The organism is Streptomyces sp. NPDC040410 (genome assembly GCF_055595715.1).
The window spans coordinates 185,909-207,812 of record NZ_JBVIVK010000006.1 but is presented as its reverse complement, the minus strand read 5'-3'; the positions used below and the strand labels follow the sequence as shown (position 1 = coordinate 207,812).

Annotated in this window: 20 protein-coding genes and 2 pseudogenes; 17 read left to right on the top strand and 5 right to left on the bottom strand. The window is 71.6% G+C overall.

Features of this window, described 5'->3' with window-relative positions; genetic code table 11:
• The first annotated feature begins 124 nt into the window (after positions 1–124).
• Entirely contained in the window at positions 125–1,780 is a 1,656-nt protein-coding gene (locus ACZ562_RS15335) for a serine/threonine-protein kinase (RefSeq protein WP_471178357.1), read from the top strand.
• Complete coding sequence (locus ACZ562_RS15330) at positions 1,777–2,448, top strand: hypothetical protein (RefSeq protein WP_471178355.1); 672 nt, start codon at positions 1,777–1,779, stop codon at positions 2,446–2,448. Before ACZ562_RS15335 ends, ACZ562_RS15330 begins: the two co-directional genes overlap by 4 nt.
• Positions 2,449–2,460: 12 nt before the next feature.
• Here ACZ562_RS15330 and ACZ562_RS15325 read toward each other — a convergent pair whose 3' ends face one another.
• The gene (locus ACZ562_RS15325; RefSeq protein WP_471178353.1) at positions 2,461–2,739 is read right to left on the bottom strand and encodes a hypothetical protein; all 279 of its coding nucleotides are present in this window, start codon (positions 2,737–2,739) and stop codon (positions 2,461–2,463) included.
• Between the two features lie 159 nt (positions 2,740–2,898).
• Here ACZ562_RS15325 and ACZ562_RS15320 point away from each other — a divergent pair, with 159 nt between their 5' ends.
• Positions 2,899–3,543: a class I SAM-dependent DNA methyltransferase gene (locus tag ACZ562_RS15320; protein WP_471178829.1), complete on the top strand. Its 645-nt coding sequence runs from the start codon at positions 2,899–2,901 to the stop codon at positions 3,541–3,543.
• Positions 3,544–3,596: 53 nt separating this feature from the next.
• Complete coding sequence (locus ACZ562_RS15315) at positions 3,597–5,567, top strand: SpoIIE family protein phosphatase (RefSeq protein ID WP_471178350.1); 1,971 nt, start codon at positions 3,597–3,599, stop codon at positions 5,565–5,567.
• 48 nt (positions 5,568–5,615) lie between these two features.
• On the opposite strand, the gene ACZ562_RS15310 is transcribed toward ACZ562_RS15315, so the two are convergent.
• Positions 5,616–6,980: a pyridoxal phosphate-dependent decarboxylase family protein gene (locus ACZ562_RS15310; RefSeq protein WP_471178347.1), complete on the bottom strand. Its 1,365-nt coding sequence runs from the start codon at positions 6,978–6,980 to the stop codon at positions 5,616–5,618.
• A 182-nt stretch (positions 6,981–7,162) separates the two neighbouring features.
• Here ACZ562_RS15310 and ACZ562_RS15305 point away from each other — a divergent pair, with 182 nt between their 5' ends.
• From ACZ562_RS15305 to ACZ562_RS15295, 3 genes and pseudogenes are all read left to right on the top strand, one after another.
• Positions 7,163–7,654 (top strand): MarR family winged helix-turn-helix transcriptional regulator, encoded by a 492-nt coding sequence (locus ACZ562_RS15305; protein ID WP_471178344.1) that lies wholly within the window; start codon positions 7,163–7,165, stop codon positions 7,652–7,654.
• Between the two features lie 50 nt (positions 7,655–7,704).
• Entirely contained in the window at positions 7,705–9,243 is a 1,539-nt protein-coding gene (locus tag ACZ562_RS15300; protein ID WP_471178341.1) for a CYTH and CHAD domain-containing protein, read from the top strand.
• Positions 9,195–9,452: pseudogene (locus ACZ562_RS15295) on the top strand (lipoprotein); the annotation flags it as partial. The gene ACZ562_RS15300 and the pseudogene ACZ562_RS15295, both read left to right, overlap by 49 nt.
• 67 nt (positions 9,453–9,519) lie before the next feature.
• Here ACZ562_RS15295 and ACZ562_RS15290 read toward each other — a convergent pair.
• Positions 9,520–9,785 (bottom strand): annotated as a pseudogene (locus ACZ562_RS15290) (SRPBCC domain-containing protein); the annotation flags it as partial.
• A 166-nt stretch (positions 9,786–9,951) separates the two neighbouring features.
• Between ACZ562_RS15290 and ACZ562_RS15285 the strand changes: the two are divergent.
• The 3 genes from ACZ562_RS15285 (at position 9,952) to ACZ562_RS15275 (ending at position 11,739) form a co-directional block, all read left to right on the top strand.
• A complete protein-coding gene (locus ACZ562_RS15285) occupies positions 9,952–10,362 on the top strand; it encodes a hypothetical protein (protein WP_471178338.1) in 411 nt (136 codons plus the stop codon).
• Between the two features lie 134 nt (positions 10,363–10,496).
• Positions 10,497–11,168, top strand: a complete 672-nt coding sequence (locus ACZ562_RS15280) for a class F sortase (protein ID WP_471178335.1) — start codon at positions 10,497–10,499, stop codon at positions 11,166–11,168.
• Positions 11,169–11,283: 115 nt separating this feature from the next.
• Positions 11,284–11,739: a hypothetical protein gene (locus ACZ562_RS15275; protein WP_471178333.1), complete on the top strand. Its 456-nt coding sequence runs from the start codon at positions 11,284–11,286 to the stop codon at positions 11,737–11,739.
• Positions 11,740–11,769: 30 nt separating this feature from the next.
• On the opposite strand, the gene ACZ562_RS15270 is transcribed toward ACZ562_RS15275, so the two are convergent.
• Complete coding sequence (locus ACZ562_RS15270) at positions 11,770–12,102, bottom strand: helix-turn-helix transcriptional regulator (protein WP_471178330.1); 333 nt, start codon at positions 12,100–12,102, stop codon at positions 11,770–11,772.
• A 131-nt stretch (positions 12,103–12,233) separates the two neighbouring features.
• Here ACZ562_RS15270 and ACZ562_RS15265 point away from each other — a divergent pair, with 131 nt between their 5' ends.
• The 5 genes from ACZ562_RS15265 to ACZ562_RS15245 all read left to right on the top strand — a co-directional run bounded on the left by ACZ562_RS15265 (position 12,234) and on the right by ACZ562_RS15245 (position 15,460).
• Complete coding sequence (locus tag ACZ562_RS15265) at positions 12,234–13,001, top strand: ANTAR domain-containing protein (protein WP_471178328.1); 768 nt, start codon at positions 12,234–12,236, stop codon at positions 12,999–13,001.
• A 90-nt stretch (positions 13,002–13,091) separates the two neighbouring features.
• Positions 13,092–13,778 carry a nucleotidyltransferase family protein gene (locus tag ACZ562_RS15260; RefSeq protein ID WP_471178325.1) on the top strand — a complete coding sequence of 229 codons (687 nt, stop codon included), beginning with the start codon at positions 13,092–13,094 and terminating at the stop codon, positions 13,776–13,778.
• Positions 13,775–14,062, top strand: a complete 288-nt coding sequence (locus ACZ562_RS15255) for a hypothetical protein (RefSeq protein WP_471178322.1) — start codon at positions 13,775–13,777, stop codon at positions 14,060–14,062. Before ACZ562_RS15260 ends, ACZ562_RS15255 begins: the two co-directional genes overlap by 4 nt.
• Positions 14,059–14,823: a metallophosphoesterase family protein gene (locus ACZ562_RS15250; protein WP_471178320.1), complete on the top strand. Its 765-nt coding sequence runs from the start codon at positions 14,059–14,061 to the stop codon at positions 14,821–14,823. Before ACZ562_RS15255 ends, ACZ562_RS15250 begins: the two co-directional genes overlap by 4 nt.
• A gap of 73 nt (positions 14,824–14,896) precedes the next feature.
• Entirely contained in the window at positions 14,897–15,460 is a 564-nt protein-coding gene (locus ACZ562_RS15245; protein WP_471178317.1) for a hemerythrin domain-containing protein, read from the top strand.
• Between the two features lie 51 nt (positions 15,461–15,511).
• On the opposite strand, the gene ACZ562_RS15240 is transcribed toward ACZ562_RS15245, so the two are convergent.
• On the bottom strand, positions 15,512–16,048 hold the full coding sequence (locus ACZ562_RS15240; RefSeq protein WP_471178314.1) for a hypothetical protein: 537 nt from the start codon (positions 16,046–16,048) through the stop codon (positions 15,512–15,514).
• 261 nt (positions 16,049–16,309) lie between these two features.
• Between ACZ562_RS15240 and ACZ562_RS15235 the strand changes: the two genes are divergently transcribed.
• Together ACZ562_RS15235 and ACZ562_RS15230 are read left to right on the top strand one after the other, a co-directional pair.
• A complete protein-coding gene (locus ACZ562_RS15235; protein WP_471178311.1) occupies positions 16,310–18,865 on the top strand; it encodes a SpoIIE family protein phosphatase in 2,556 nt (851 codons plus the stop codon).
• Positions 18,866–19,182: 317 nt separating this feature from the next.
• Positions 19,183–21,804 (top strand): SpoIIE family protein phosphatase, encoded by a 2,622-nt coding sequence (locus tag ACZ562_RS15230; RefSeq protein ID WP_471178309.1) that lies wholly within the window; start codon positions 19,183–19,185, stop codon positions 21,802–21,804.
• Positions 21,805–21,904: the final 100 nt, after the last annotated feature.

Below are 21,904 nucleotides of genomic sequence, written 5' to 3'. Positions count from 1 at the left end.
GACCTCCGACTCCGGCGCCGCAACCGGGTCCCGCCCACTGCAACCGAGGTGGCCGAAAAATGTGTCTCTGGTCGCGTGGCCCGAAGCCACACGGCCGTGGAGGTACCGCCCAGAGGGGATGCGGATGAACACATGGGCAGTTCCCGGGTACACCGAGTCGCTGGAGCTCGGCTCCGGGGCGAGCGGGCGGGTCGTGCTGGCCGTGCACGAGGGGACCGGCATCGCGGTCGCCGTGAAGTACCTCAGCGGGTCGCTGCAGACCCGCCCGGGCTTCGTACACGACTTCCGCGCGGAGGCCCGGCTGCTGGGCGGACTGGACAGCCCGTACGTCGCCGGGCTGTACGAGTACGTGGAGAGCCCCGACGGTGCCGCCATCGTGATGGAGTTGGTGGACGGCGTCTCACTGCGGTCCCTGCTGACCGGGCAGGGACCGCTGGACCCCGAGGCCGCACTCGTGATCCTCAAGGGCTCTCTGCTCGGGCTGGCCGACGCGCACCGGATCGGCGTGGTCCACCGTGACTACAAGCCCGAGAACGTCCTGGTCATGCCAGACGGCGCGTCGAAGCTCGTCGACTTCGGCATCGCGGTGTCCAACGGTGAGACCGCCGGCGTGGCCGGAACGCCGTCCTACATGGCCCCGGAGCAGTGGACGGGTGCGCCTGCCTCCCCCGCCGGCGACGTGTACGCGGCCACGGCGACGTTCTTCGAGTGCCTGACGGGCCGTAAGCCGTACGCGGGCGGCAATCTCGCCGAGCTCGCGCTGCGGCACGTCGATGCGCCCATCCCGGCCGAGGAGGTTCCGGAGGGGCTGCGGTCGCTGGTCCGTCGTGGCCTGGCCAAGTCGCCGGAGGAACGGCCTTCGCACGCCGAGGAGTTCGTCGCAGAGCTGGAGGCGGCGGCCGTCGCCGCCCACGGCCCCGACTGGGAGGAGCGCGGCCGGGCCAGGCTCGCGGCGCTCGCGGCCTTGCTGGCGCTGCTCCTCCCGTCGGCCCGTGCCGGCCGCCCGGAGACCGCGACGGACACCGCCCGCACGGTCCTGCGCCGCGGGCCGGGCCGGGCCGGTGGGCGGGCACCGGCGTGGCGGCCCACCGGCCCGGGGATGCTCGTGTCCGCTGCCGCCGCGCTCCTGGCGATCCTTCTGGCGTACGGGATGCCGGACAACAGCGGCGTGGCCGGCGAGCAGGCGGCCCAAGCGCTCGCCACGACCAGTGCACAGCCGGGAGTGGAGCCGGGCGGCCCTGCCACGCCGGCCCAGTCCGCCGGCCCGTCCGCGTCCTCGACATCCACCGAATCGCCCGGCCCCTCCCCGTCCGTGTCGGAGACCTCGGCTTCCGACGGCCCGTCAGCGTCCGTGTCGGCCCCGGCCACGGCCGACGAGACCACACCCGGCGGGGCGACGGCCACGACCACCCCGACGGCCGCATCCCCCACCGCGCCCACCGGGCCCGTCGCGCCCGCGGTCAAGGACGTCACCGTGTCCGAGTTCCGTCAGACAGGCCCGACGACGGGGACGACCACCGTCACCGTCACCACGGACGGCCCAGGGCCGGTCACCGTCACCGTCTCCTGGTACACCGGCGACACGAGTGGGCAGCTCGGCACGCCGGACGGCGCGCCCCAGACGTTCGACCGCAGCGGCGCCACGCAGTACACGCTCACCGTCGACCACACCTTTCAGGGCAACGGCTGTTACTGGGCCGTGCAGGCCACGACGGCCCCCGCGTCCGCCGACGGCGGCGCGTCGCAGCAACTCCTGACGAGGCGGTGCACCATCCGATGACTCCGGCCGACGACCGCACTCCCCCGTCCGCCGGCGACGCCCCCACCGCCGACGCCGAGTACAGCGCCACCGTGCTGGCCAGCCACTGGTTCCAGAGACCCGAGCCGGACACCACGCTGGTCGAGGACCGGACCGCCGAGGCGCCGCCCACGCCGAAGACCCGGCCCGATCGCGTCGAGGGCACCGTGCTGCGCTTCGGCCCCGGTGTGACCGCCGCTCTCGCGCACCGTTCCCACACGACGCTGCCCGCGGTGCCGATGCCCGCCCCGCGTCCGCGCCGCGGCCTGCGCCGTCATGCTCTGCCGACGCTGGTGCTGATCGTGGTCATCGCGTTCCTCGCCTGGCACCGTTCCGGCACGGCCCTCGATCTTGAAGCGGTGACCGTCACGACCCGCCAGACGGCATTGGAATGCGACAGCACGGCGGACATCGTCGGCGCGATCACGACGAACGGCCGGCCGGGCACCGTGTCCTACCGGTGGGTGCGCAGCGACGGCACGACGTCGGGTGTCCTGCGTGAGGTGATGTCCCGGGGCCAGAAGCGGGCACGGGTACATCTGCTGTGGACGTTCCAGGGTGAGGGCCGCTACGGGGCCGAGGCGGAGTTGCGCATCCTCTCCCCCACCCGCGAGACGGCCACCACACGCTTCACATACGACTGCTCCTGACGGTGTGCCGGCCTATGTGTCCGAGCCGGTCTGCCGCAGAGCCGCGTCCAGTTCCGCCTCGACCTCCTGGCGCGGACGGCTCTGCTCCTTCGCGTAGTCGGCCACCGCGGTCCGTGCGTCCCTGTCAAGGTCACGCCAGGCCCGCAGGGCGGTCTCGTAGGTTCCGGTCTCCTGCGCAGTCCACGTGTGCTGGGTGGGCGGGCCATAAGAGTTCCGCAGTTCTTCCACCCGGTTGTGCGCCTGACGCGCTGCGCGCTGTTTCTCGACGAGTTCGTCGAAGGTATGTGCCACGCATAACGATCATAGGTAGCCTGCTCGTCTTCCGCGCGTCGAGCGGAACCGCGTTCGTATCGGACCGACCGGCGTTCACCCGTTTATGAAATAATCCACCATGCTCTACGAAAGGTTGCTTTCGTGATCGACAGGGACAGCGGTACTGGCTACGCGGGCATGCAGATTGACCGCACAGGTCAGGCCGAGGCCTTCGACGCCATCGGCGACCGTTACGACGAGGCCTTCCCGCACAAGGAGGGCCAGGTTTCCGCCGGGGACTGGCTGATCGAGTCCCTGCGGCCGGGATCCCGCGTGCTCGACCTCGGCTGCGGCACAGGTGTGCCGACCGCGGGCCAGATGACGGATGCCGGCTTCGACGTCGTGGGCGTCGACCTGTCCGGCAGGATGGTGGAACTCGCCCGCCAGTACGTCCCCGCCGCGACGTTCCATCAGCTGGACCTCGCCGACCTGCGCCCGGGCGGCCCTCGCGACCTGGGCTCCTTCAATGCCGTCGCCGCCTTCTTCTCGCTGCTGATGCTGCCCCGCGCGGAGATCCCCCTCGCCCTGCGGACGGTCCGCCATCTGCTGCTTCCCGGTGGGCTGTTCGTCCTGTCGATGGTGGAGGCCGACGTGGACGACTTCGAGATCCCGTTCCTCGGAAACACGATCCGCGTCTCCGGCTACCTGCGCGAGGATCTGCACAAGGTCATCGAGGACGAGGGGTTCGAGATCGTCAGGGAGTCCTCGTACACCTATGCCCCGGCGGTCGCCGACGTCCCGCCCGAGGAGCAGATCTTCCTCTGCTGCCGGCGGCGTGACTGAGGAGGCACGGACGATCACCGCGGACCGCGACCCCACTGGACGGGACGAAACGCGTGACGGAGCACCACCCCTTGCATGAAGGCCCCGGCGAGGCCGTCCGGCGGTCGGGTCCGCCGGGCCTCGCCGAGCCCGTCGCACCTGTCAGGCCGCTGGGCTCGAGGGCCACCCGGAAACCCCCGCCGCCGCCTCCGCACGGCCGAAGCGCCGGAGGCAAGGCGGGGCAGTCGACGGCCGGGAAGGCGGCAACAGGGCAGTCGGCAGCCGGGCGGCCGACAGCCGAACAGTCCGCGGAGGAACCGGCCTCGCCGCCGGCAGGCGGTGTCGGGGCACAGACCGACCGGCTTCAGTATCTCGACGTGGCGACCCGGCGGATCGCCCGCGGGATGGACTTGGACGAGACCCTTCGGGAACTGCGCCGGGCGGCCGTCCCCGCCTTCGCGGACACGGTCATCGTCCATCTGCACGATCCGCTGCCCGTCGGCGAGGAGAAGTCGGCCGCCCCCGTCGTCCTGCGGCTGCACAGCATCGACAACGCACCGGAGGCCGCGCACGCGGAACCGTCTCGGACGCCGCCGCGCGCAACCCGTCCCACGCGCTCGAATGTGGCCGAGCACGTGCAGCCAGCCGTCACGGGCCGGCTCACGCAGCTGCTGCTGGCCGGGCGGCCGGCGTTCGGCGATGTGCCAGGGGTGGTGCCCGCGGTGGCCGAGCTGCTCGGCCCCCTGGCGAGTGAGGCGGATTTGCTGCCACCCGGCCGCAGAGTGATCATCGCCCCGCTGCGCGGTCGCCGCCACGTCATGGGCACCGTGGTTCTCCTGCGCGGTCCGGAACGCTCCGCCTTCACCGGCGACGATCTGCTGGTCGCCTCACAGCTCGCGACCCACACCGCCATCGGCATCCAGAAGGCGGTGATGTACGGCCATGAAGCGTCCGTGGCGGACACGTTGCAGCGCACCATGCTCCCCTCGTCGCTGCCCGAGCCGACCGGCGTGCGGCTGGCCAGTCGGTACCTGCCCGCGTCGAAGACCGCTCAGGTCGGCGGCGACTGGTATGACGCGATCCCCTTGCCGGGCAACCGCGTCGCGCTGATCGTCGGTGATGTCATGGGCCATTCCATGACCTCCGCCGCGATCATGGGCCAGCTGCGCACCATCGTGCAGACCCTCGCGGGCCTGGACCTGCCGCCGGACGAGGTCCTGCACCACCTCGACGAACAGGCCCAGCGCCTGGGCAGCGACCACATCGCCACCTGCCTCTACACGATCTACGACCCGATCTCGCACCGGCTGCTCATGGCGAGCGCGGGCCACCCGCCCGCCGCGCTCCTGTACCCGAACGGCCGCTGCGACGTGCTCCGCGTGCCGCCGGGCGCACCGATCGGGGTCGGCGGCGTCAGCTTCGAGTGCGTGGAGATGCCCGCGCCCACCGGCGCGACCCTGCTGCTGTACACGGACGGACTGGTCGAATCCCGCGACACGGATGTGGGAACGGGCGTCGAGGCTCTGCGCACCAGCCTCCAGGCCGCTGTGGAGGGGCTCACGGGCCCTTCGCTGGAGCTCCTCTGCGACCATGTCCTGGGCTCGATGGTCCCGGGCTCGCGGGACGACGACATCGCGCTGCTCACCGCGCGGCTCGAGGGCTTCCCTCCGGACAGCGTCGGGTACTGGTACCTGGACCCCCATCCGATGACCGCGGGACAGGCGCGCCGCCTGACGCGCAGGGCTTTGCGCCGCTGGGGCCTGGAAGACCTGCTCGACGCGACGGAGCTCATGGTCAGCGAGGTCGTGACCAACGCCGTGCGGTACGCCTCCCGGCCCATCGCGCTACGGCTGCTGCGCACGGACGTGCTGCGCTGCGAGGTGACCGACGACTCGCCCCAGGTGCCCAGGATGCGGCACGCCGAGCCGGGCGACGAGGGCGGCCGCGGCCTGTTCCTGGTCAATCAGCTCGCACAGCGCTGGGGAGCGACTCGGCTGAGCACGGGCAAGGTGGTCTGGTTCGAACAGCAGATCCCGGGCGCATAGCATCCGCGGTGTCCGGCCGCAGTGGCAGCGACCCGCACCCGCCCGGGGTCACCGGTCCCGGGCGAGCTGTTCCACCCGGGTGTGAAGGTGTTCGACGTGGTGCTCGGACTCCGGTTTCATGAGGACGCTGCGCAGGATCCGGGCTCCCTCGGCGTCCGCGGTGATCTTGGGGTGGCGTGCGGTGAACGCCGTCCGGCCCGCTTTGAGGGTGCTCAGGAACACCGGGTCGGGGCTGGTCATGCCGTCCGCGAGGATGCGGGCGGACGCGGTGTCGATCCCGGTCAGGGTGGCGGGTTCGGCCGCGGGGAAGTAGCTGACGATGTCCAGCTCGGGCTGCTGGTAGAGCTCCAGGAAGTCGGCCGCGGTGATCAGGTCCGCCCACTTCAGCGCGGCTCGTCGGCCGGCTCCCAGCACCCGGCCGAGCCCGTCGGGGGTGGGCGGGAGGAGCTGGAAGGTGAGCCACAGTGCGGCGGCGGAGGCGCCGGCGCGTGAGCACTCGAGGCTGATCTCCCCGAGGTGGAGCTCGGCGGAGGTGAAGTAGGTGTACGGCGAGTCGTGGAGGTAGAAGCGGCCCGCCTCGGGGTCGCGGAAGAGTACGGCGCCGCAGCCGTATGGCTGGAGCCCGTGCTTGTGCGGGTCTACGACGATCGAGTCGCACTGCGCGATCGCGCGCCAGGGCTCGGGCGGGAGTCCTTCGGGGGCGTCGGCGCCGGCGAGCAGGGTGAAGAAGCCGCCGTAGGCGGCGTCGACGTGGATGCGGACGCCGTAGCGCCCGGCGAGGGGCAGGGCCCGGTCGACGGGGTCGACGGCGCCCAGTCCGGTGGTGCCGGTGGTGAGGACGACCGTTCCGACCTCGCCGGTGCGCAGCAGGTCTTCCAGTGCGTCGAGGTCGATCCGGCCCTGGCCGTCGGTGCGTACGGGATGGCCCTTCATGCCGAGGACACCGCACATGCGGCCGTGGGTGTAGTGGGCGTCCTCGCTGTACGCGACGCCCTGGCCCGGGTGGAGCTCCCGGGCGACGAAGAGGGCTTCGAGGTTGGCGATCGTGCCGCTGGTGGTGAGATGGCCGAGGTGGGTGTCGAAGCCGAACATCGCGGCGAGCTGCGCGACGGCCTCGCGTTCCATTCGGGCGGTGGCGGGTCCGCCGTCCAGGGCGTGGTTGTTCGGGTTGATCAGCATGGCGGTGAGGTAACCGACCACGGCGGCGGGGTGCGGGGGCTTGAGCATCTGTCCCGCGTAGTGCGGGTGGAAGAACGGGTAGTTGTGCTTGAGCCTCCCGGTGAACTCCTCGAAGGCCGCGCCGAAGCGGTCGTCGTCGACCAGGACGGACGGGTGCGGCTGGTAGGGGCCGAAGGCGTCGGCCCAGTCCTGTATCGCGTGGGTGGCCCGGCCGAGCCAGTGCTGCAGATCCACTGCTACCCCTCTCCTCTGGTGGCGCCGCGGTTGGTGACTGGACCCACCATAGGATTTAGTTGACTAGTCAGCAATTGATTGCTCAGCGATTGAGACGTCAGTAGGTGATCTGGCAGTAGAGTCGCAGGACAGGTGGTGGCCCGTCGGGGGCCACACAGACCGGACCCGGAGGGCCAGAACAGGTGGACGACACGACCCGGCGGGGCGACGAAGCCGCCGCCAGCGCCGCCAACAGCCCGCTCGTGCGCGACTTCGGGCTGCTGATCAAGTCCGCCACCCTCCTGGAACAGCGGATCGACAGTGCGCTGCGCCGGGAGTGCGGGATCAGCCACACGATGCTGGAGGTGCTCATCCGCCTGTGCCGTCAACCAGGTGAGGAGGTCTCCCAGCGGCATCTGGCCGACGACCTCACGCTCACCAGCAGCGGCACCACGCGTCTGATCGACCGCATGGAGGAGGGCGGTCTGGTGCGCCGCGTGCCGTCGCCCGAGGACCGCAGAGTGGCCCTGGTGGAACCGACCGGCGAGGGCCGCCGGGTGTTCCTGCGGGCAGCGGACGTCCACGCCCACGTCGTCGAGGAGTACTTCGTCAAGCCTGTGGCCAAGGACGACTACGGACGGCTGACCAGCGCGCTGAGCGAGATCCACAGGGCGCTGCGCGACGACGCCGGGTAGGACCTGTCCCGCGAGCGTTTGATCCGGGCCCAGGCGTGTACGCGCAGGATATGGCCCAGTCGAAGCGAGAGACAGAGCGAAAGTACGAAGCCCCTTCCGCCGACGGCACCGCGTGGCTGCCCGACCTCAGCGGCGTGGACGGCATCGAGTCCGTCGTGGAACGGGACACCGGGGAACTGGACGCCGTGTACTACGACACGGACGACCTGCGCCTCGCCGGCACGTCGGCCGCACTGCGGCGAAGGACGGGCGGGGCCGATGCCGGCTGGCACCTCAAGCTGCCCGTGTCGGGGGACAGCCGGGACGAGGTGCAGGCCCCGCTGAGCGACGGGGTTCCGGACACACTGCGTGACCTGGCCCTCTCCCGCACCCGCGGTGCGGAACTGCGACCGGTCGTCCGTATCCGCTCGACCCGCCGCACCCGGCAGCTCGTCGACACCGAGGGCACCGTCCTCGCCGAGCTGAGCATCGACGCGGTCCGCGCCACCTCCCTGCTCGGCGGGGACACAGTGGCCTCCTGGACCGAGATGGAGGTGGAAGTCGCCGAGGACACCGACCCCTCGCTTCTGGACATCGTGGACAAGACGCTGCGCAAGCACGGCATCGACCGAGCGAGCCACGCGTCCAAACTGGCCCGGGCTTTGGACGAGACCGGGATCGCAGCGCCCCGCCTGCCCGACAGGCGTGCCCAGAGCGTGGTGCCGGGCTCGGCCGGCGAAGAGGTCCTGAAGTACGTGGCGGAGCAGGTGCACGCCCTTGTGGCCCTCGACCCGGCGGTACGCCGTGATCTGCCCGACTCGGTGCACAAGATGCGTGTCGCGTGCCGCCGGCTGCGCAGCATCCTGCGTTCCTACCGGTCCGTGCTGGATCGCAAGGCCACCGATCCGGTCCGCGCGGAGCTCAAGTGGCTGGGCGGCGAACTCGGCGCAGAACGCGACCACGAGGTCCTCCAGGAACGGCTCGGCGCACGCATCGGGGCGCTGCCGCGGGAACTGGTCCTCGGCCCCGTGACCGCCCGACTTCAGGTGTGGCACGTCACCAACAGCTCGGAGGCGCGTCAGCGCACTCTCGACGCGCTCAACTCGCGCCGCCACCTCATGCTTCTGGACTCGCTGGCCACGCTGACAGCGCGGCCCCCGCTGCGTCGCAAGGCCGCCGGCAAGCCGGAGAAGGTGATGATCAAGGCGATTCTCAAGGAGTTCGACCGGCTGGCCGGCCGGGCGGCACACGCGCTGGAGCTGCCCCCCGGGACGGAGCGCGACACGGCACTCCATCAGGCCCGCAAGTCCGCCAAGAAGGTCCGCTACGCCACGGAACCGGCACGTGCCTCGCTCGGCAAACCCGCGAAGCGTCTCGGCAAACGCGTCAAGGCCGTACAGAAGGTCCTCGGCGACCACCAGGACAGCGTCGTGGCCCGGGGCGCCTTGCGGAAGCTGGCGCTGGCCGCACACTCGACGGGTGAGCCCGGCTTCACCTGGGGCCTTTTGTACGGCCAGGAACAAGCCGTGGCCCGCGAGCGCGAGCGGCAGGTGCCGGAGGCGTGGGCCCGCGCGTCGAAGCCCGGACTGCGCAAGGCGCTCCGCCGCTGACAGGCGCGAGCAAGGAGAAGTACCGCGCCTTCACGTCGGGCGACCTCGCCGGTGTCGAGGTGGAGTACCTCTACACGAGCGAGATTCTGGAGGAGAACAAGAAGGAGCGCGCCCTCGCCGTCACCACCGCGGACGGTCCGGTCGTCCTGCACCTGGGCGGGATGGACACCGCGGAACACGAGGCGAGGCTCCCGGCGTACGAACTGGCGAAGCGGAACCTGCCGCGAGCTGAACGCCCGCCCCGCCGGGTTTCGAGGCCGCGTCGAAAACCAGGTGCACCTCGACCACCAGCTCGTCCGGCACGGGCTGCACGAAGTGACCGTGGTACGTGTCGGTGTGCGGGTGCGACTTGCCGGTACCGGTCGGCACGTCACAGGTCAGCGAGACGCGGAACACTCCGCCTTCGCGGGCGTCGAACGCGTGCACTTGCTGCTCATCCCGTCCGGCACCCGCCATTTCGCGATCGCGTCGGCGTCCACCAGCGCCCGGTACACGGCCGTGCGCGAGGCGTCCACATGCCACGGGACCCGCGTGGAGTACATGACGCCAAACCAGTGCCGCGGTCGCCAGCCGACCGCTCGGCATTCCCCCGAGTGGGCGCCTTGAGTGGTGGGATCGCAAGAACTGTCTGACGGTCGATCACGTCAGGGCCGGGTCACATCAGCTGACGAAGCGACAGCTGCCCGGCCGTGGCGGAAGGACTGTCAGATGCGTTCTGCCCGCACGTTTCTCTCGGTCGCTGCGGCTTCGGCCGTCATCGCGATCGCCTCACCCGGCGCCTACGCGGCCGGGGGTGACTGGAGCCACGAGGACTCCTCCTACAGCCAGGAGAAGGAGCACGACAAGGACGGCCACGGCAAGCCACACGGCGGTGTGCACACCGGCGGCGGTGCGCTGACCGCGGTCGGCGGCGACGACTGGGCCACCGCGAAGGACCCGAAGTACGACCCCGAGACCTACAAGAAGGGTGAACACAGGAAGCCGCACGGCGGTATGCACACCGGCGGGGGCGCGCTCGCCGCACCGGACATGACCGCGGGCGGGCTCGCCGTCCTGGCGGTCGCCGCCACCGGCATGTACGCCATGCGCCGCAACAAGGCAGCCGGAAGTGTGGCCTGACCCATGCCGGACGCGATAGCAGCCGGGCCGCCCCCGCGCGCTGTGTGGCGGCCCGGTTCGCGTTCCGCCACCCCGTCCCGTCTACCGCTGTGCCCCAGAAGAGGTACCGCTGTGCCCCAGAAGAGGTGATGTCGATGGCAGTTCATCCATCCGCCCCCACGAGCACCGAACCGGCGCCCACCGAACAGGGACCCCGCACCAGCCTGATGGTGCTGTGCGCCGTAGCCCTCCTGGTCCTGGCGGTGAGCCTGCTCGGCGGCAGGGAAACACCGTCCGACAGCTCCCCCCTGCCGCCGGTCGCCGCGCAGGCCGCCCCGGCGGCCCCACCCGCGGCTGCTCCGGCGGGAAAGCACCTGCCGCGATCGAGACCGGTACGGCTGCTCATCCCGAAGATCTCGGTCGACGCTCCTTTCACCGACCTCGCCATCGGCCCCACGGGTCAGCTCGAACCCCCGCCCGCCGCTGACACCAACCTCGTCGGCTGGCACGCCGCCGGAGCCTCTCCCGGCGAGGCGGGCACAGCGATCATCGCCGGGCACGTCGACACGAAGACGTCCGCGGCCGTATTCGTCGGACTCCGCTATCTGAAGAAGGGGGATGTCTTCTCCGTCGTACGCGCCGACCGGCGCAAGGCGTCCTTCGTCGTCGACAGCGTCGAGACGTTCAACAAGGACAACTTCCCCAGCGAGCGGGTCTACGGCGACACCCCGCAGGCGCAGGTCCGGCTCATCACCTGTGCGGGTGCCTACGACCGCACCGTCAAGGACTACACGGAGAACCTGGTGGTCTTCGCCCACCTCGTCTAGGCCGGCGCGCCTGCTCCGTTCGAGTGGTGCATCCCCTGTCGCGGTCGTAGCGTCTGTACCGAGACCACTGCGGGCGCCGGGCCGTGGGCTCTCGGACAGGCGGCCAGGAGGGGACATGCGCAGGAACACGCTGAGGACAGCGGTCGCCCTCTGCTCCACCGCACTGCTCGGAGCAGCCGTCACGACGGCTTCCGCCGCTCCGCCGGCCGCGCCTGCCGTCAGACACCAGCCCACGACGCCGGTACTGGTGGACTGCTTCTGGCATCCGGAAGTCCGGCCCGCCCACTTCATGCTCGCCTGCGGTGACGGCAACAGCAGGCTCGTCTCCCTGCGGTGGACGAAGTGGGACCCGAACTCGGCGACGGCCAAAGGCGTCAACCTGGTGAACGACTGCAAGCCGTACTGCGCGGCGGGCAGGTTCCACGCCTACCGGGTCGGCGTGCGCCTCGACCACCCGAAGCCCTGGAAGAAACACCCCCGGCTGCAGCACTACACCCGGATCAGCCTCACCTACGCCGACGGCCACCCGGAGGGATTCGCACCCGTGGTGACCTATCCGCTGTGGGACTGACCGACCCCCGCGGAACCGTCCGAAGGGGTTTCAGTGCCGCTGCGGAGGCCGTGTGGCGCGGTGCGCCTCGTCCTTGACGAGCAGGGACAGCAGGGCGGCCACGGAGAGTCCGGCCTCGGCGGGGTGACGCAGGACCTTTCCCTGTTCGATCCGGTAGGTGTTGCTGCGTCCTTCCCGGGTGTGGGACAGGTAGCCGTCCTGTTCCAGGTCGGAAATGATCTTCTGAACGGCGCGCTCCGTGAGCCGGCAGTGCGCGGCGATGTCCCGGATGCGGGCGCTCTGGTTGTCGGCGATGACGGCCAGTACGCGTGCGTGATTGGTGATGAACGTCCATCCTGTGTGCGACTCAGGCGCTCCATCCATAGCCGAATCATACGGCGAGTAGTTCACGTATACAAAAGGCCGAAATTTATTTCATGTATCTGTTGACGTGTTCGGTGCGTGTGAGCGAGCTTGGAAGGGCAAGGGGACCAGCACTCGTGGGAGAGGCGGCCATGCCGGAGCCGGCGTACTCTGCACCGTCCGAGAGTGGGGACGGGTCCGCCACGCATGCCCAGCCGACGATCGACACCTGCGCAGACGGCGACCGGGTGATCGTCACCGTCTGCGGCGAACTCGACCTCGGAGCCGATCAGCGGCTGCGACACGCCCTGCGGTCCGCGCTGACCCGTTCGGCCGGGGGCATCGATCTGGACATGGACAAAGTCACGTTCTGCGACTGCTCCGCTCTCAACGTCCTCCTGAGCGTCCGGCATCAGGCCCTGGCACAGTCCAAGACGGTCACGATCCGAACCGCCGGGCCCACCGTCGAGCGGGTGCTCGCGCTGACCGACACCCGGCCCCTGTTCACCGCCGCGGACATCGACGACGCGGGCGAGGTTCCTGCCGGTCCGGGCGCCGACCACGCTCCGGCACAGCACGGCGCGACGGAGGAGGACCTGCGCGTCGAAGTGGTGCAGCTGCGGCGGGCGATGCAGACCCGGCCGACGATAGACCTGGCCCGCGGCATCCTCATGGCAACCTTCGGTCTCGGTCCCGACGACGCCCTGACCACGCTCGTCATGGCCTCCCAGAACACGAACACCAAACTGCACCACCTGGCTCAGGATCTGGTGAACGCCATAAAGGGTGCTCCGCTGCCGGAGCCCGTACAGAGGCAGCTGTCCGCCGCGGTCGCCAAGGTGAGCACTCCCCCTGCCCCTGGGCAGTCCGCGGCGAGCGAAACCATCGGGCAGGCCGACCTGTCCGACCAGGACGGGTGAGCCCCCGGAACGCCGGCCGGGCGCGCCGGGGATCGTGTCGGAGTCGATCGCGCGGGGTACCCGGGATTCCCTGCCCGGAAAGGGGGCACGATGGCGCGGCACGCCGACGAAGACGCTCTCGACGAGCGCGCCGGGGTCGCCGAGCTGCGCCCGGCGACGGGAGAGCCCGGACCGGTCCCGCAGAACGACGTACCCGGGGAGGAACTGCCGCTCGACCGCAACCAGGCGATCCTGCAGGCCGCCAAACAGGTCGGCTCGATCCTGAAGCGGCAGGGGCACACGTTCGCCCTCGCGGGCAGCGTCGCCGTGTACGCCCACGGCGGTACCCAGAACCTCCAGCACGACGTCGACTTCTGCGTCAGGCCCGAGGACTCGGAAGCCGTCGCCGAGACGCTGCGCGAAGCGGGCCTGCCGGTCTACACGCCCCCGGAGGACTGGCTGCTGAAGGCCAGCTGCCTCGGCCAGCAGGTCGACATCATCCACGAACTGTCGCACGGACCCGTCACGACCGAACTGCTGACAAGAGCGCAGGAGTTGTCGGTCGACTCCGTCGTCATGCCGGTCCTGTCGCCCACCGACCTCATGCACAGTCTGCTGGCCGCCTTCTCCGAGCACCACTGCGACTTCGGGGCGGTGCTCCCGATCGCCCGTATCCTGCGCGAGAAGATCGACTGGGACGAGGTCCGCACCGCCTGCGGAGACGCCCCGATGCCCGACGCGTTCTTCTACTTCCTGGAACGGCTGAAGGTCATTCCGCAGAGGGAGGAGCAGCCATGAGCGGCCGCGTCGCGGAACACGGCGGCGACACCGGCGACGCCGGGAACATCGAGTACCGCGTCGCCCATCTACGGGACCGCCTCGCGGCGGAGGAACTCGGTGAACTGGGCGTACGGATCGAGGTGCGGGCCTCAGCCGTCGCGATCACCGGCACGGTGCCCTCCGCTCGCTGTCGTGACACCCTGCTGAGCACAGCCCGGGAGGAACTGGCCGGGCTCGCCCTGCACAGCGACCTCGTGGTGGCGGAGACCGCCTCCCCCGACCACGCGGAGGACCTGCCGTGATCCGCGTCGCCGCCGTGGGGGACATCCACATGGGAGCCGACAGCCAGGGTCTGCTGCGGCCCGCGTTCGACACCCTGGGCGACTGTGCCGACCTGTTGCTGCTGGCAGGTGACCTCACCCGGCACGGCACCCCGGAGGAGGCGCGGGTGGTGGCCAGTGAGGTGCGCGGGCTTCCGGTGCCGGTCGTGGCGGTCCTCGGCAACCACGACCACCACGACGAGCAGCCCGCCGAGGTGACCGCGATCCTCCAGGACGCGGACGTACGGGTTCTCGAGGGTGAGGGGACCGTTGTGGAGTGCGGCGGAACGCGTGTCGGCGTCGCCGGAACCAAGGGCTTCGGCGGAGGGTTCGTGGGACGCAGCGCCGGGGAGTTCGGCGAGCCGCTGATGAAGGAGTTCGTCCGCTACACGCGGCGCTGCGCGGACAGCCTGCGGGGCGCGCTGGAGGAGCTGGAGCGGCAGGGCTGCGACGTGCGGGTCGCCCTCACGCACTTCTCCCCCGTGGCCGACACGCTCGCCGGCGAGCCGCCGGAGATCTACCCGTTCCTCGGCAGCTACCTGCTCGCCGAGGCGATCGACACGGCCGGTGCCGAGCTCGCCGTCCACGGTCACGCCCACATGGGCACCGAGCACGGCATGACGGCCGGCGGCGTCCGGGTGCGCAACGTGGCGCAGCCGGTCATCCGGCGCGCCTTCAACGTCTACCAGCTGCACCCGAGCCCGGTCCCCTCCGGTCCCGGACCAGCGGCGCGACCGAGTTAGCCCACCGGCGGCCGGGGCACCCGGGGGTCGTGGCGGCTCCGGCCCGGAGCCCCTGGCTGGAGGTGTGCGGAGCATGGGACATGGTGGAAACGTCATCGACGAGCTGATGACCGATCACCGGGAGGTCGAGGAGCTCTTCGGCCGGATCGAGGCACTGCCGCCCGGTGACAAGGACCGCAAGATGTACGCCGACCAGGCCACGATGGAGCTGATCCGGCACTCCGTGGCGGAGGAGGAGTACCTCTACCCGGCGGTGCGGGAACACCTGGCGAACGGCAACACCATGGCGGACAGGGAGATCGAGGACCACGCCAAGGCCGAGCAGCTCATGAAGGATCTGGAGGGCTGCGACGCGGACGACCCCGACTTCGACCGGCTCGTCGCGATGCTGATGAGCGAGGTCCGCGCCCACATCGCCGACGAGGAGGAGAACCTCTTCCCCCAACTGCGTGTGGCCAGCTCGCCCGACGCGCTCGACAAGCTGGGCGACAAGGTCCGGATGGCCAAGAGGATGGCGCCGACCCGGCCGCACCCCTCCGCACCGGACACACCGCCGGCGAACAAGCTGCTGGCACCGGGCACCGGACTGGTCGACCGGCTGCGCGACGCCCTGACGGGCCGGGGCAAGCACGGCTGACGCCGGCGGCGGGCCGCACCGGGCCCGCGGCCGAGCGGGGCGGGCGCGCGGTCAGACGATGAGCGCTTCTCCCTGCCCCAGCCGGTCGAGGAGCGGCGAGCGGTGCAGCCGCGCCACGGGCGCGACGAGGTCGGGGTGGCGCAGCAGCGCCGTCGCCCGCCGGTCGCGCTCGTCGGGCGTGACCAGGCGCCGGAACCCGGCCGGTGCACCGGCCGTGTGACTGCCGTCGGCGACCGCTGCCGCCGCCAGGCCCGCCAGTTCCGGGTCGGCGAGGAGGCAGGCCGCCCAGCTCGCCACGACCTCGTCCACCCAGGTACGCCAGGCGTACTCGTCCGCGTCCCCGGTCCCGTCGGCGGCCGTCCCGTCGGCGCCCGTGATCCAGTCGAGCCGGGCCGATCCGCCGGGGCCCGCGATCCCGACCAGCGCGGCGTCCGTGGGCGTCGGGTAGCGCAACCACGCGGCGACCGTCACGGCCTGTCGCGCCTGCGCCTCGCACAGGGCGGAATCCAGCGCACCGCCGCCCGACGGATAGGCACGCGTCAGCCACCGGGTGGTGGCCGCGATGAGCGGGGAGAGATCTGCGAGCACTGCCGGGCCGTCCGAATCCACGGGCGAGGGAACAGGGAGAGTGGATAAAACCGTAGCTTCCGGACGTCCGGAGGAACATCTCCCGGGCCGGGCCGCCGACGTGGCTTCGGCCACATCAGGACGAGGCGGTGCGTGCCCCGGCCGACAGCCCAGGCGGCCGGGAAACGCCGGAGTCCCTGCCTTCCCAGGTGCGCTCGGGGGCCGTCGTGGCGCATTCTTGCTGTGTCGCCCGCTTGACGGCGCACGGACGAGGTAGGGCCGATGACTGGGAGCGCCGAGGACCGGCACCCGACGCCCGGGCGGCTGGCGGAGCTGCTGATCGACGCCACGACACAGGCGGTCAGCGCGGCCGGCGGCCACACGGGAGGGCTCTACCTGCGCTCGCGCACGCCCGGGCTGCTGCGCCTGGCCGTGCTGGAGGGCCTGCCGGGCCCGCTGTTCCGGCCCTGGTGGCGGCTGCACGCCGACCGTCCGTTCCCCGTGGCCGACGCCCATCGGCTCGGAGTCGCGGTGGTCCTCCCGAACGCCACGGAGACGATGCGGCGCTACCCGCAGTTCGCGGCCGGACTGCCCTTCCAGTTCGGGTCCCTGTACTCGCCGGTCGCGGCCGGGCCGACCGCCTACGGCGTGCTGACCGTGCTGCGACCCGCGGTGTCGGACGCCACCGAGCTGCTGCCCGAGCGTGACCGCTTGGCACGGCTCGCCGAGGACCTGGGTGGGGCCCTGCGGAGCCTGGAGGAGTCCGAGGGGCCGGCGGTCGCGTGGGACGGCGAGCCCCTGTGCCTCCGGCCTCCTGCCAAACGCCGGGAGACGGGGCGCATCGGACGTTTCACCTGGGATCCGGCGACGGCCGCCATGACCGTGGACGAGCACCTGCCCGCCCTGCTGCGCGTGAAGCCGGATGCCCTCACGGGGTCGGCGCGCGGGTTCGCGGAGGCGGTTACCCCCACCGAGGCGCACCGGGTGCTGACCGCGCTGCGGGAGTCGGCAGCCGGCACACCGCCGCTGCTGCCCCTGTACCTTCGTGCCGCGGACGGCCGGGCACTGTTGCTGGACCTGTGGGGCTCGTACGACACGGCCGTGACGCAGCCCGCCGGACCGGTCGCGGCGCGCCCGGTGCGGGGCTTCGTCCTGGACCCGGGGCCCGGCCCGGCGGCTGACGCGGCGGCCGACCTGCTGCCGGACGGCGTGCTGTCCCTGGACCGGCTGGGACTGATCGTCTACGCCAACCCGCGCGCCGCCCAGCTGCTGAACAGGCCGCGGGCCGAGCTGCTCGGCCAGGCCCTGTGGGAGGCCGTACCGTGGCTGACACGTTCCGAAGCCGAGGACCATCTGCGCGGGGCGCTGCTGTCGCCCGACCCGGTGCACTTCGACGTGCGACGGCCCGCGTTCCAGGGCCCGGAGCCCGCGCCCCCGTTCGGGGGCGAGTGGCTGGCCTTGTCCGTCCATCCCGGCCCCGACGTCCTGACCTGCACGGTCCGCCCGGTGAGCCGTATGGCGCACGCCCCCGCCGATCCCGTGCCCGCGAGCGGTGAGGTCGAGGACGCCGAGCCGTCCGACGACGGCGTCACTTCGCCGGGTCCCCTGTACCGGCCCATCGTCCTGGCCATCGCGCTGACGGAGGCCGTCACCGCGCGCCAGGTGTCCGCCGTCGTGGTGCGCGAGCTGCTGCCGGCGTTCGGCGGCCGTCGGCTCGCCATCTACCTGTTGCAGGAACGGCATCTGTACCTGGCGTGGGAAACGGGCTTCCCCCAAGGGTTCCTCGCCCCGTTCGACGGCGTGGGACTCGACGAGCGCCTGCCGGGCGTGGAGACGCTCACCAATGGCCGTCCGCTCTTCTTCGAATCGATGGAGCAACTGGCCGCCGCGTACCCGGGCATCGCCCTGGACGCCACGGAGGGCGCCCGCGCGTTCCTGCCCCTGATCGCCTCCGGCCGCCCCGTCGGGTCCTGCATCCTCGGTTTCGACCGCCCCCGCAGCTTCAGCACCGAGGAACGCACCGTGCTCACCGCCCTGACCGGGCTCATCGCCCACGCCATGGAGAAGGCGCGGCGCTACGAGACCGAGACCGCGCTCGCCCGCGGCCTGCAGCAGGCCCTGCTCCCGCGGCGGCTGCCGGCGCACCCGGGCGTGGAGACCGCAGGCCGCTATCTGCCCGGCACCGAGGGCATGGACGTGGGAGGGGACTGGTACGACGTCATCGAGTCGGGGGACGGGCTTGCGCTGGTCATCGGCGACGTTCAGGGCCACGGTGTGCAGGCGGCCGCCACCATGGGCCAACTGCGCACCGCGGTACGGGCGTTCGCGCTCGGGGACCGGCCGCCAGACGAGGTGATGACCAGCACCAACCACCTCCTCATGGACCTCGACACCGGACTGTTCGCGAGCTGCTGCTACATCCGCCTGGACCCGGCCACCGGCCTCGCCCGCGCGGCCCGGGCCGGGCACCCGCCGCCGCTGCTGCGCTGCCCGGACGGCCGCACCCACGTCCTCGATCTGCCCGGCGGAGTCGTGCTCGGTGTCGACGCGCAGGCCCGCTACCCGGTGACGGAGCTGGAGATGGAACCCGGCGCGGTCCTTGCGCTCTACACGGACGGGCTCGTCGAACGGCCCGGCGTCGACATCGACGACGGCATCGCCGCCCTGCGCGTCGCCCTGGCCAGGGTCGGCGGCCCGGCCGCACGCCCGGGCGGCCGCTCCCTCGCGGGCGTGGCGGACCGGCTCACCGCGACGGCCCGGCACGCCGCCGACCGCCCCGACGACATCGCGCTCCTGCTCGCCACCAGGCGCACCGGCTCGGAGCCGCCCGGCGGATGAACCCGGCGCGCAAGGGCCCGCCACCGAAGGACGCCGGGCGGGACGCAGGACGGCGGCCGAAGCAACTGTCCGGGACAGCTCGCCCCGCCACACCGTGTGACACCCCTCGCCTCTCGGTGCCCGGCAGTGTTAGACATAGGCACATGGTCCGACTTGTGGGTCGATCCGCGGCCCGGTCGACGCGTCGCCCCGGCGCCACGCGCTTTCGGCGCACCCCCGAGCATCCCAGCGGTGCGCGTGAGCGGCAGGCGACGGACATACCGGGCGGTCAGTCCGGTCGGGACCCGCACCGGTCGGCGCGCGCCGCCGCCACAGCGATGGGCTCGAAACTGGGCGGCCGCAGCGTCGCCGGACAGGTGTTCGTCCTGCAAGTGGTGATCGTGCTGCTGCTGGTCGTGGCCGCGGTGGTGGCGCTGGTGCTGCAGGTGCGCCACGACAGCACACAGGAGGCCCGCAACCGTTCGGTCGCCGTGGCCCAGGCGATCGCCAACGCGCCCGGCACCCGCGAGGCGCTGGCGGGCCCCGACCCCACGGCGGTGCTGCAGCCACGGGCCGAATCGGCCCGCAAGGCGACGAAGGTGGACTTCATCGTCGTCATGAACACCGACGGGATCCGCTACACCCACCCCAAGCCGGACCGCATCGGCAAGAAATTCGTCGGAAGCCTCGCCCCCGTGCTGGCCGGGAAGACCGTGACCGAGCAGATCACGGGGACCATCGGCCCGCTGGTGCAGGCCACAGTGCCCATCAAGGCACCGGACGGTTCAGTGGTGGGCGCCGTGTCGGCCGGCGTCACCCTGAAGAACGTGGGCGTCGCCGCGAACCGGCAGCTGCCGCTCGTGCTGCTCGCCGCGGCCGCGGCCCTCGGGCTGGCCACGGCGGGAACAGCGCTGGTGAGCAGGCGGCTGCTGCGCCAGACGCACGGCCTGGGCCCGCACGAGATGACCCGTATGTACGAGCACCACGACGCCGTACTGCACGCCGTCCGCGAGGCAGTGCTCATCGTCGGCGGCGAGGGGCGGCTGCTGCTCGCCAACGACGAGGCGCACCGCCTCCTCGGCCTGCCCGACGACGCCGAGGGGCGCAAAGTCCTCGACCTCGATCTCGCCCCGGACATCACCGCCCTGCTCGCCTCCGGCCGGGTCGCCACCGACGAGGTGCACCTGGTCAAGGACCGGCTGTTGGCGGTCAACCAGCGGACCACCGACAGCCAGGGCGGCCCGCCCGGAACCGTGGCCACCCTGCGCGACTCGACGGAGCTGCGGGCCCTGTCCGGCCGCGCCGAGGAAGCGCGGGAACGCCTCGACATGCTCTACGACGCCGGCGTGGGCATCGGCACCAGCCTGGACGTGACCCGCACCGCCGAGGAACTGGCCGAACTGGCGGTACCCCGGTTCGCGGACTTCGCCACCGTGGACCTGTTCGACGCCGTGATGGGCGGCGGGCAGCCCGAAGCGTCCGGCAGCATGCACCGTACGGCGATGAGCGGGATCCGCAAGGACTCCCCCCTGTATGCCGTGGGCGAGCGGATCGTGTTCGTCGGCACCTCCCCGCAGGCCCGCAGCCTCGCAACCGGCCAGGCCGTGGTCGAACCCCGTCTGAGTGACGCCCCAGGCTGGCGCGCACAGGATCTCGGGCGCTCCGCGCAGGTCGTGGACTACGGCATCCACTCACTGATCACGGTGCCGCTGCGCGCGGGGAACCTGGTGCTGGGCGTGGTCAGCTTCTGGCGCTCCGAGAAACCCGAGCCCTTCGACGCGGAGGAACGGGCCCTCGCCGAGGAACTCGTCGCCCGGGCCGCGGTCTCCATCGACAACGCACGCCGCTACACGCGTGAGCACAGCATGGCGGTGACTCTGCAGCGAAGTCTGCTGCCCCGCAGCCTGCCCGAGCAGGACGCCCTGGAGATCGCGTACCGCTATCTGCCGGCCCAGGAGGGTGTGGGCGGCGACTGGTTCGACGTGCTGCCGCTGTCCGGTGCCCGGGTCGCCCTCGTGGTGGGTGACGTCGTCGGCCACGGGCTGCACGCCGCGGCCACCATGGGCCGGCTGCGTACGGCGGTGCACAATTTCTCCGCCCTGGACCTGCCGCCCGACGAACTGCTCTCCTTGCTCGACGAGTTGGTCGCCCGCCTCGACCAGGACGAGACCGTGGACGGCGGCAGCGCCCCCGTCACCGGCGCGACCTGTCTCTACGCCATCTACGACCCGGTCTCGCGGCTGTGCACGATCGCCCGCGCCGGGCACCCGCCGCCCGCCCTGATCCACCCCGACGGCAGCGTGGCGTTCCCCGACGTGCCGGCCGGTCCCCCGCTGGGGCTCGGCGGCCTGCCGTTCGAGACGGCCGACCTCGAACTGGCGGAGGGCAGCCGGCTCGTGCTGTACACGGACGGCCTCGTGGAGGACCGGGAGCGGGACATCGACGTCGGGCTCGACATGCTGCGCGACGCCCTGGAACGGGCCGGGCAGTCGCCCGAGGACACCTGCCGGGCTGTCCTCGACTCCCGGCTCCCGGCCCGGCCGAGCGACGACGTCGCCCTGATCGTGGCACGCACCCGGGCCCTTCCCGCGGACCGGATCGTCGAGTTGGAGGTACCGTCCGACCCGGTGGCCGTCGGAGAGGTACGCGCCCTGGTCACCAGGAGGTTGGCCGAGTGGGGGCTGGAGGAGCTGACGTTCACGACCGAGCTGATCCTGAGCGAGCTCGTCACCAACGCGATCCGGTACGGCGGCGAATCCGTCCATGTGCGGGTGCTCGTGGACCGCAACCTGATCTGCGAGGTCTTCGACAGCAGCAGCACCTCGCCGCACCTGCGCTACGCGGCCATGACGGACGAGGGCGGACGCGGCCTGTTCCTCGTCGCACAGCTCACCGAACGCTGGGGCACCCGCTACACGCCCGAGGGCAAGGTCATCTGGGCCGCACAGTCACTGCCCTGACGGTCACCGGTCGCCTCTCAGGTCATTGATTTTCCTCGACGTCGCAGGCATGGTCGTCTGCTGTTGCCCGATGCCGTCGAACGAGTTCCGTCCGGCGGGC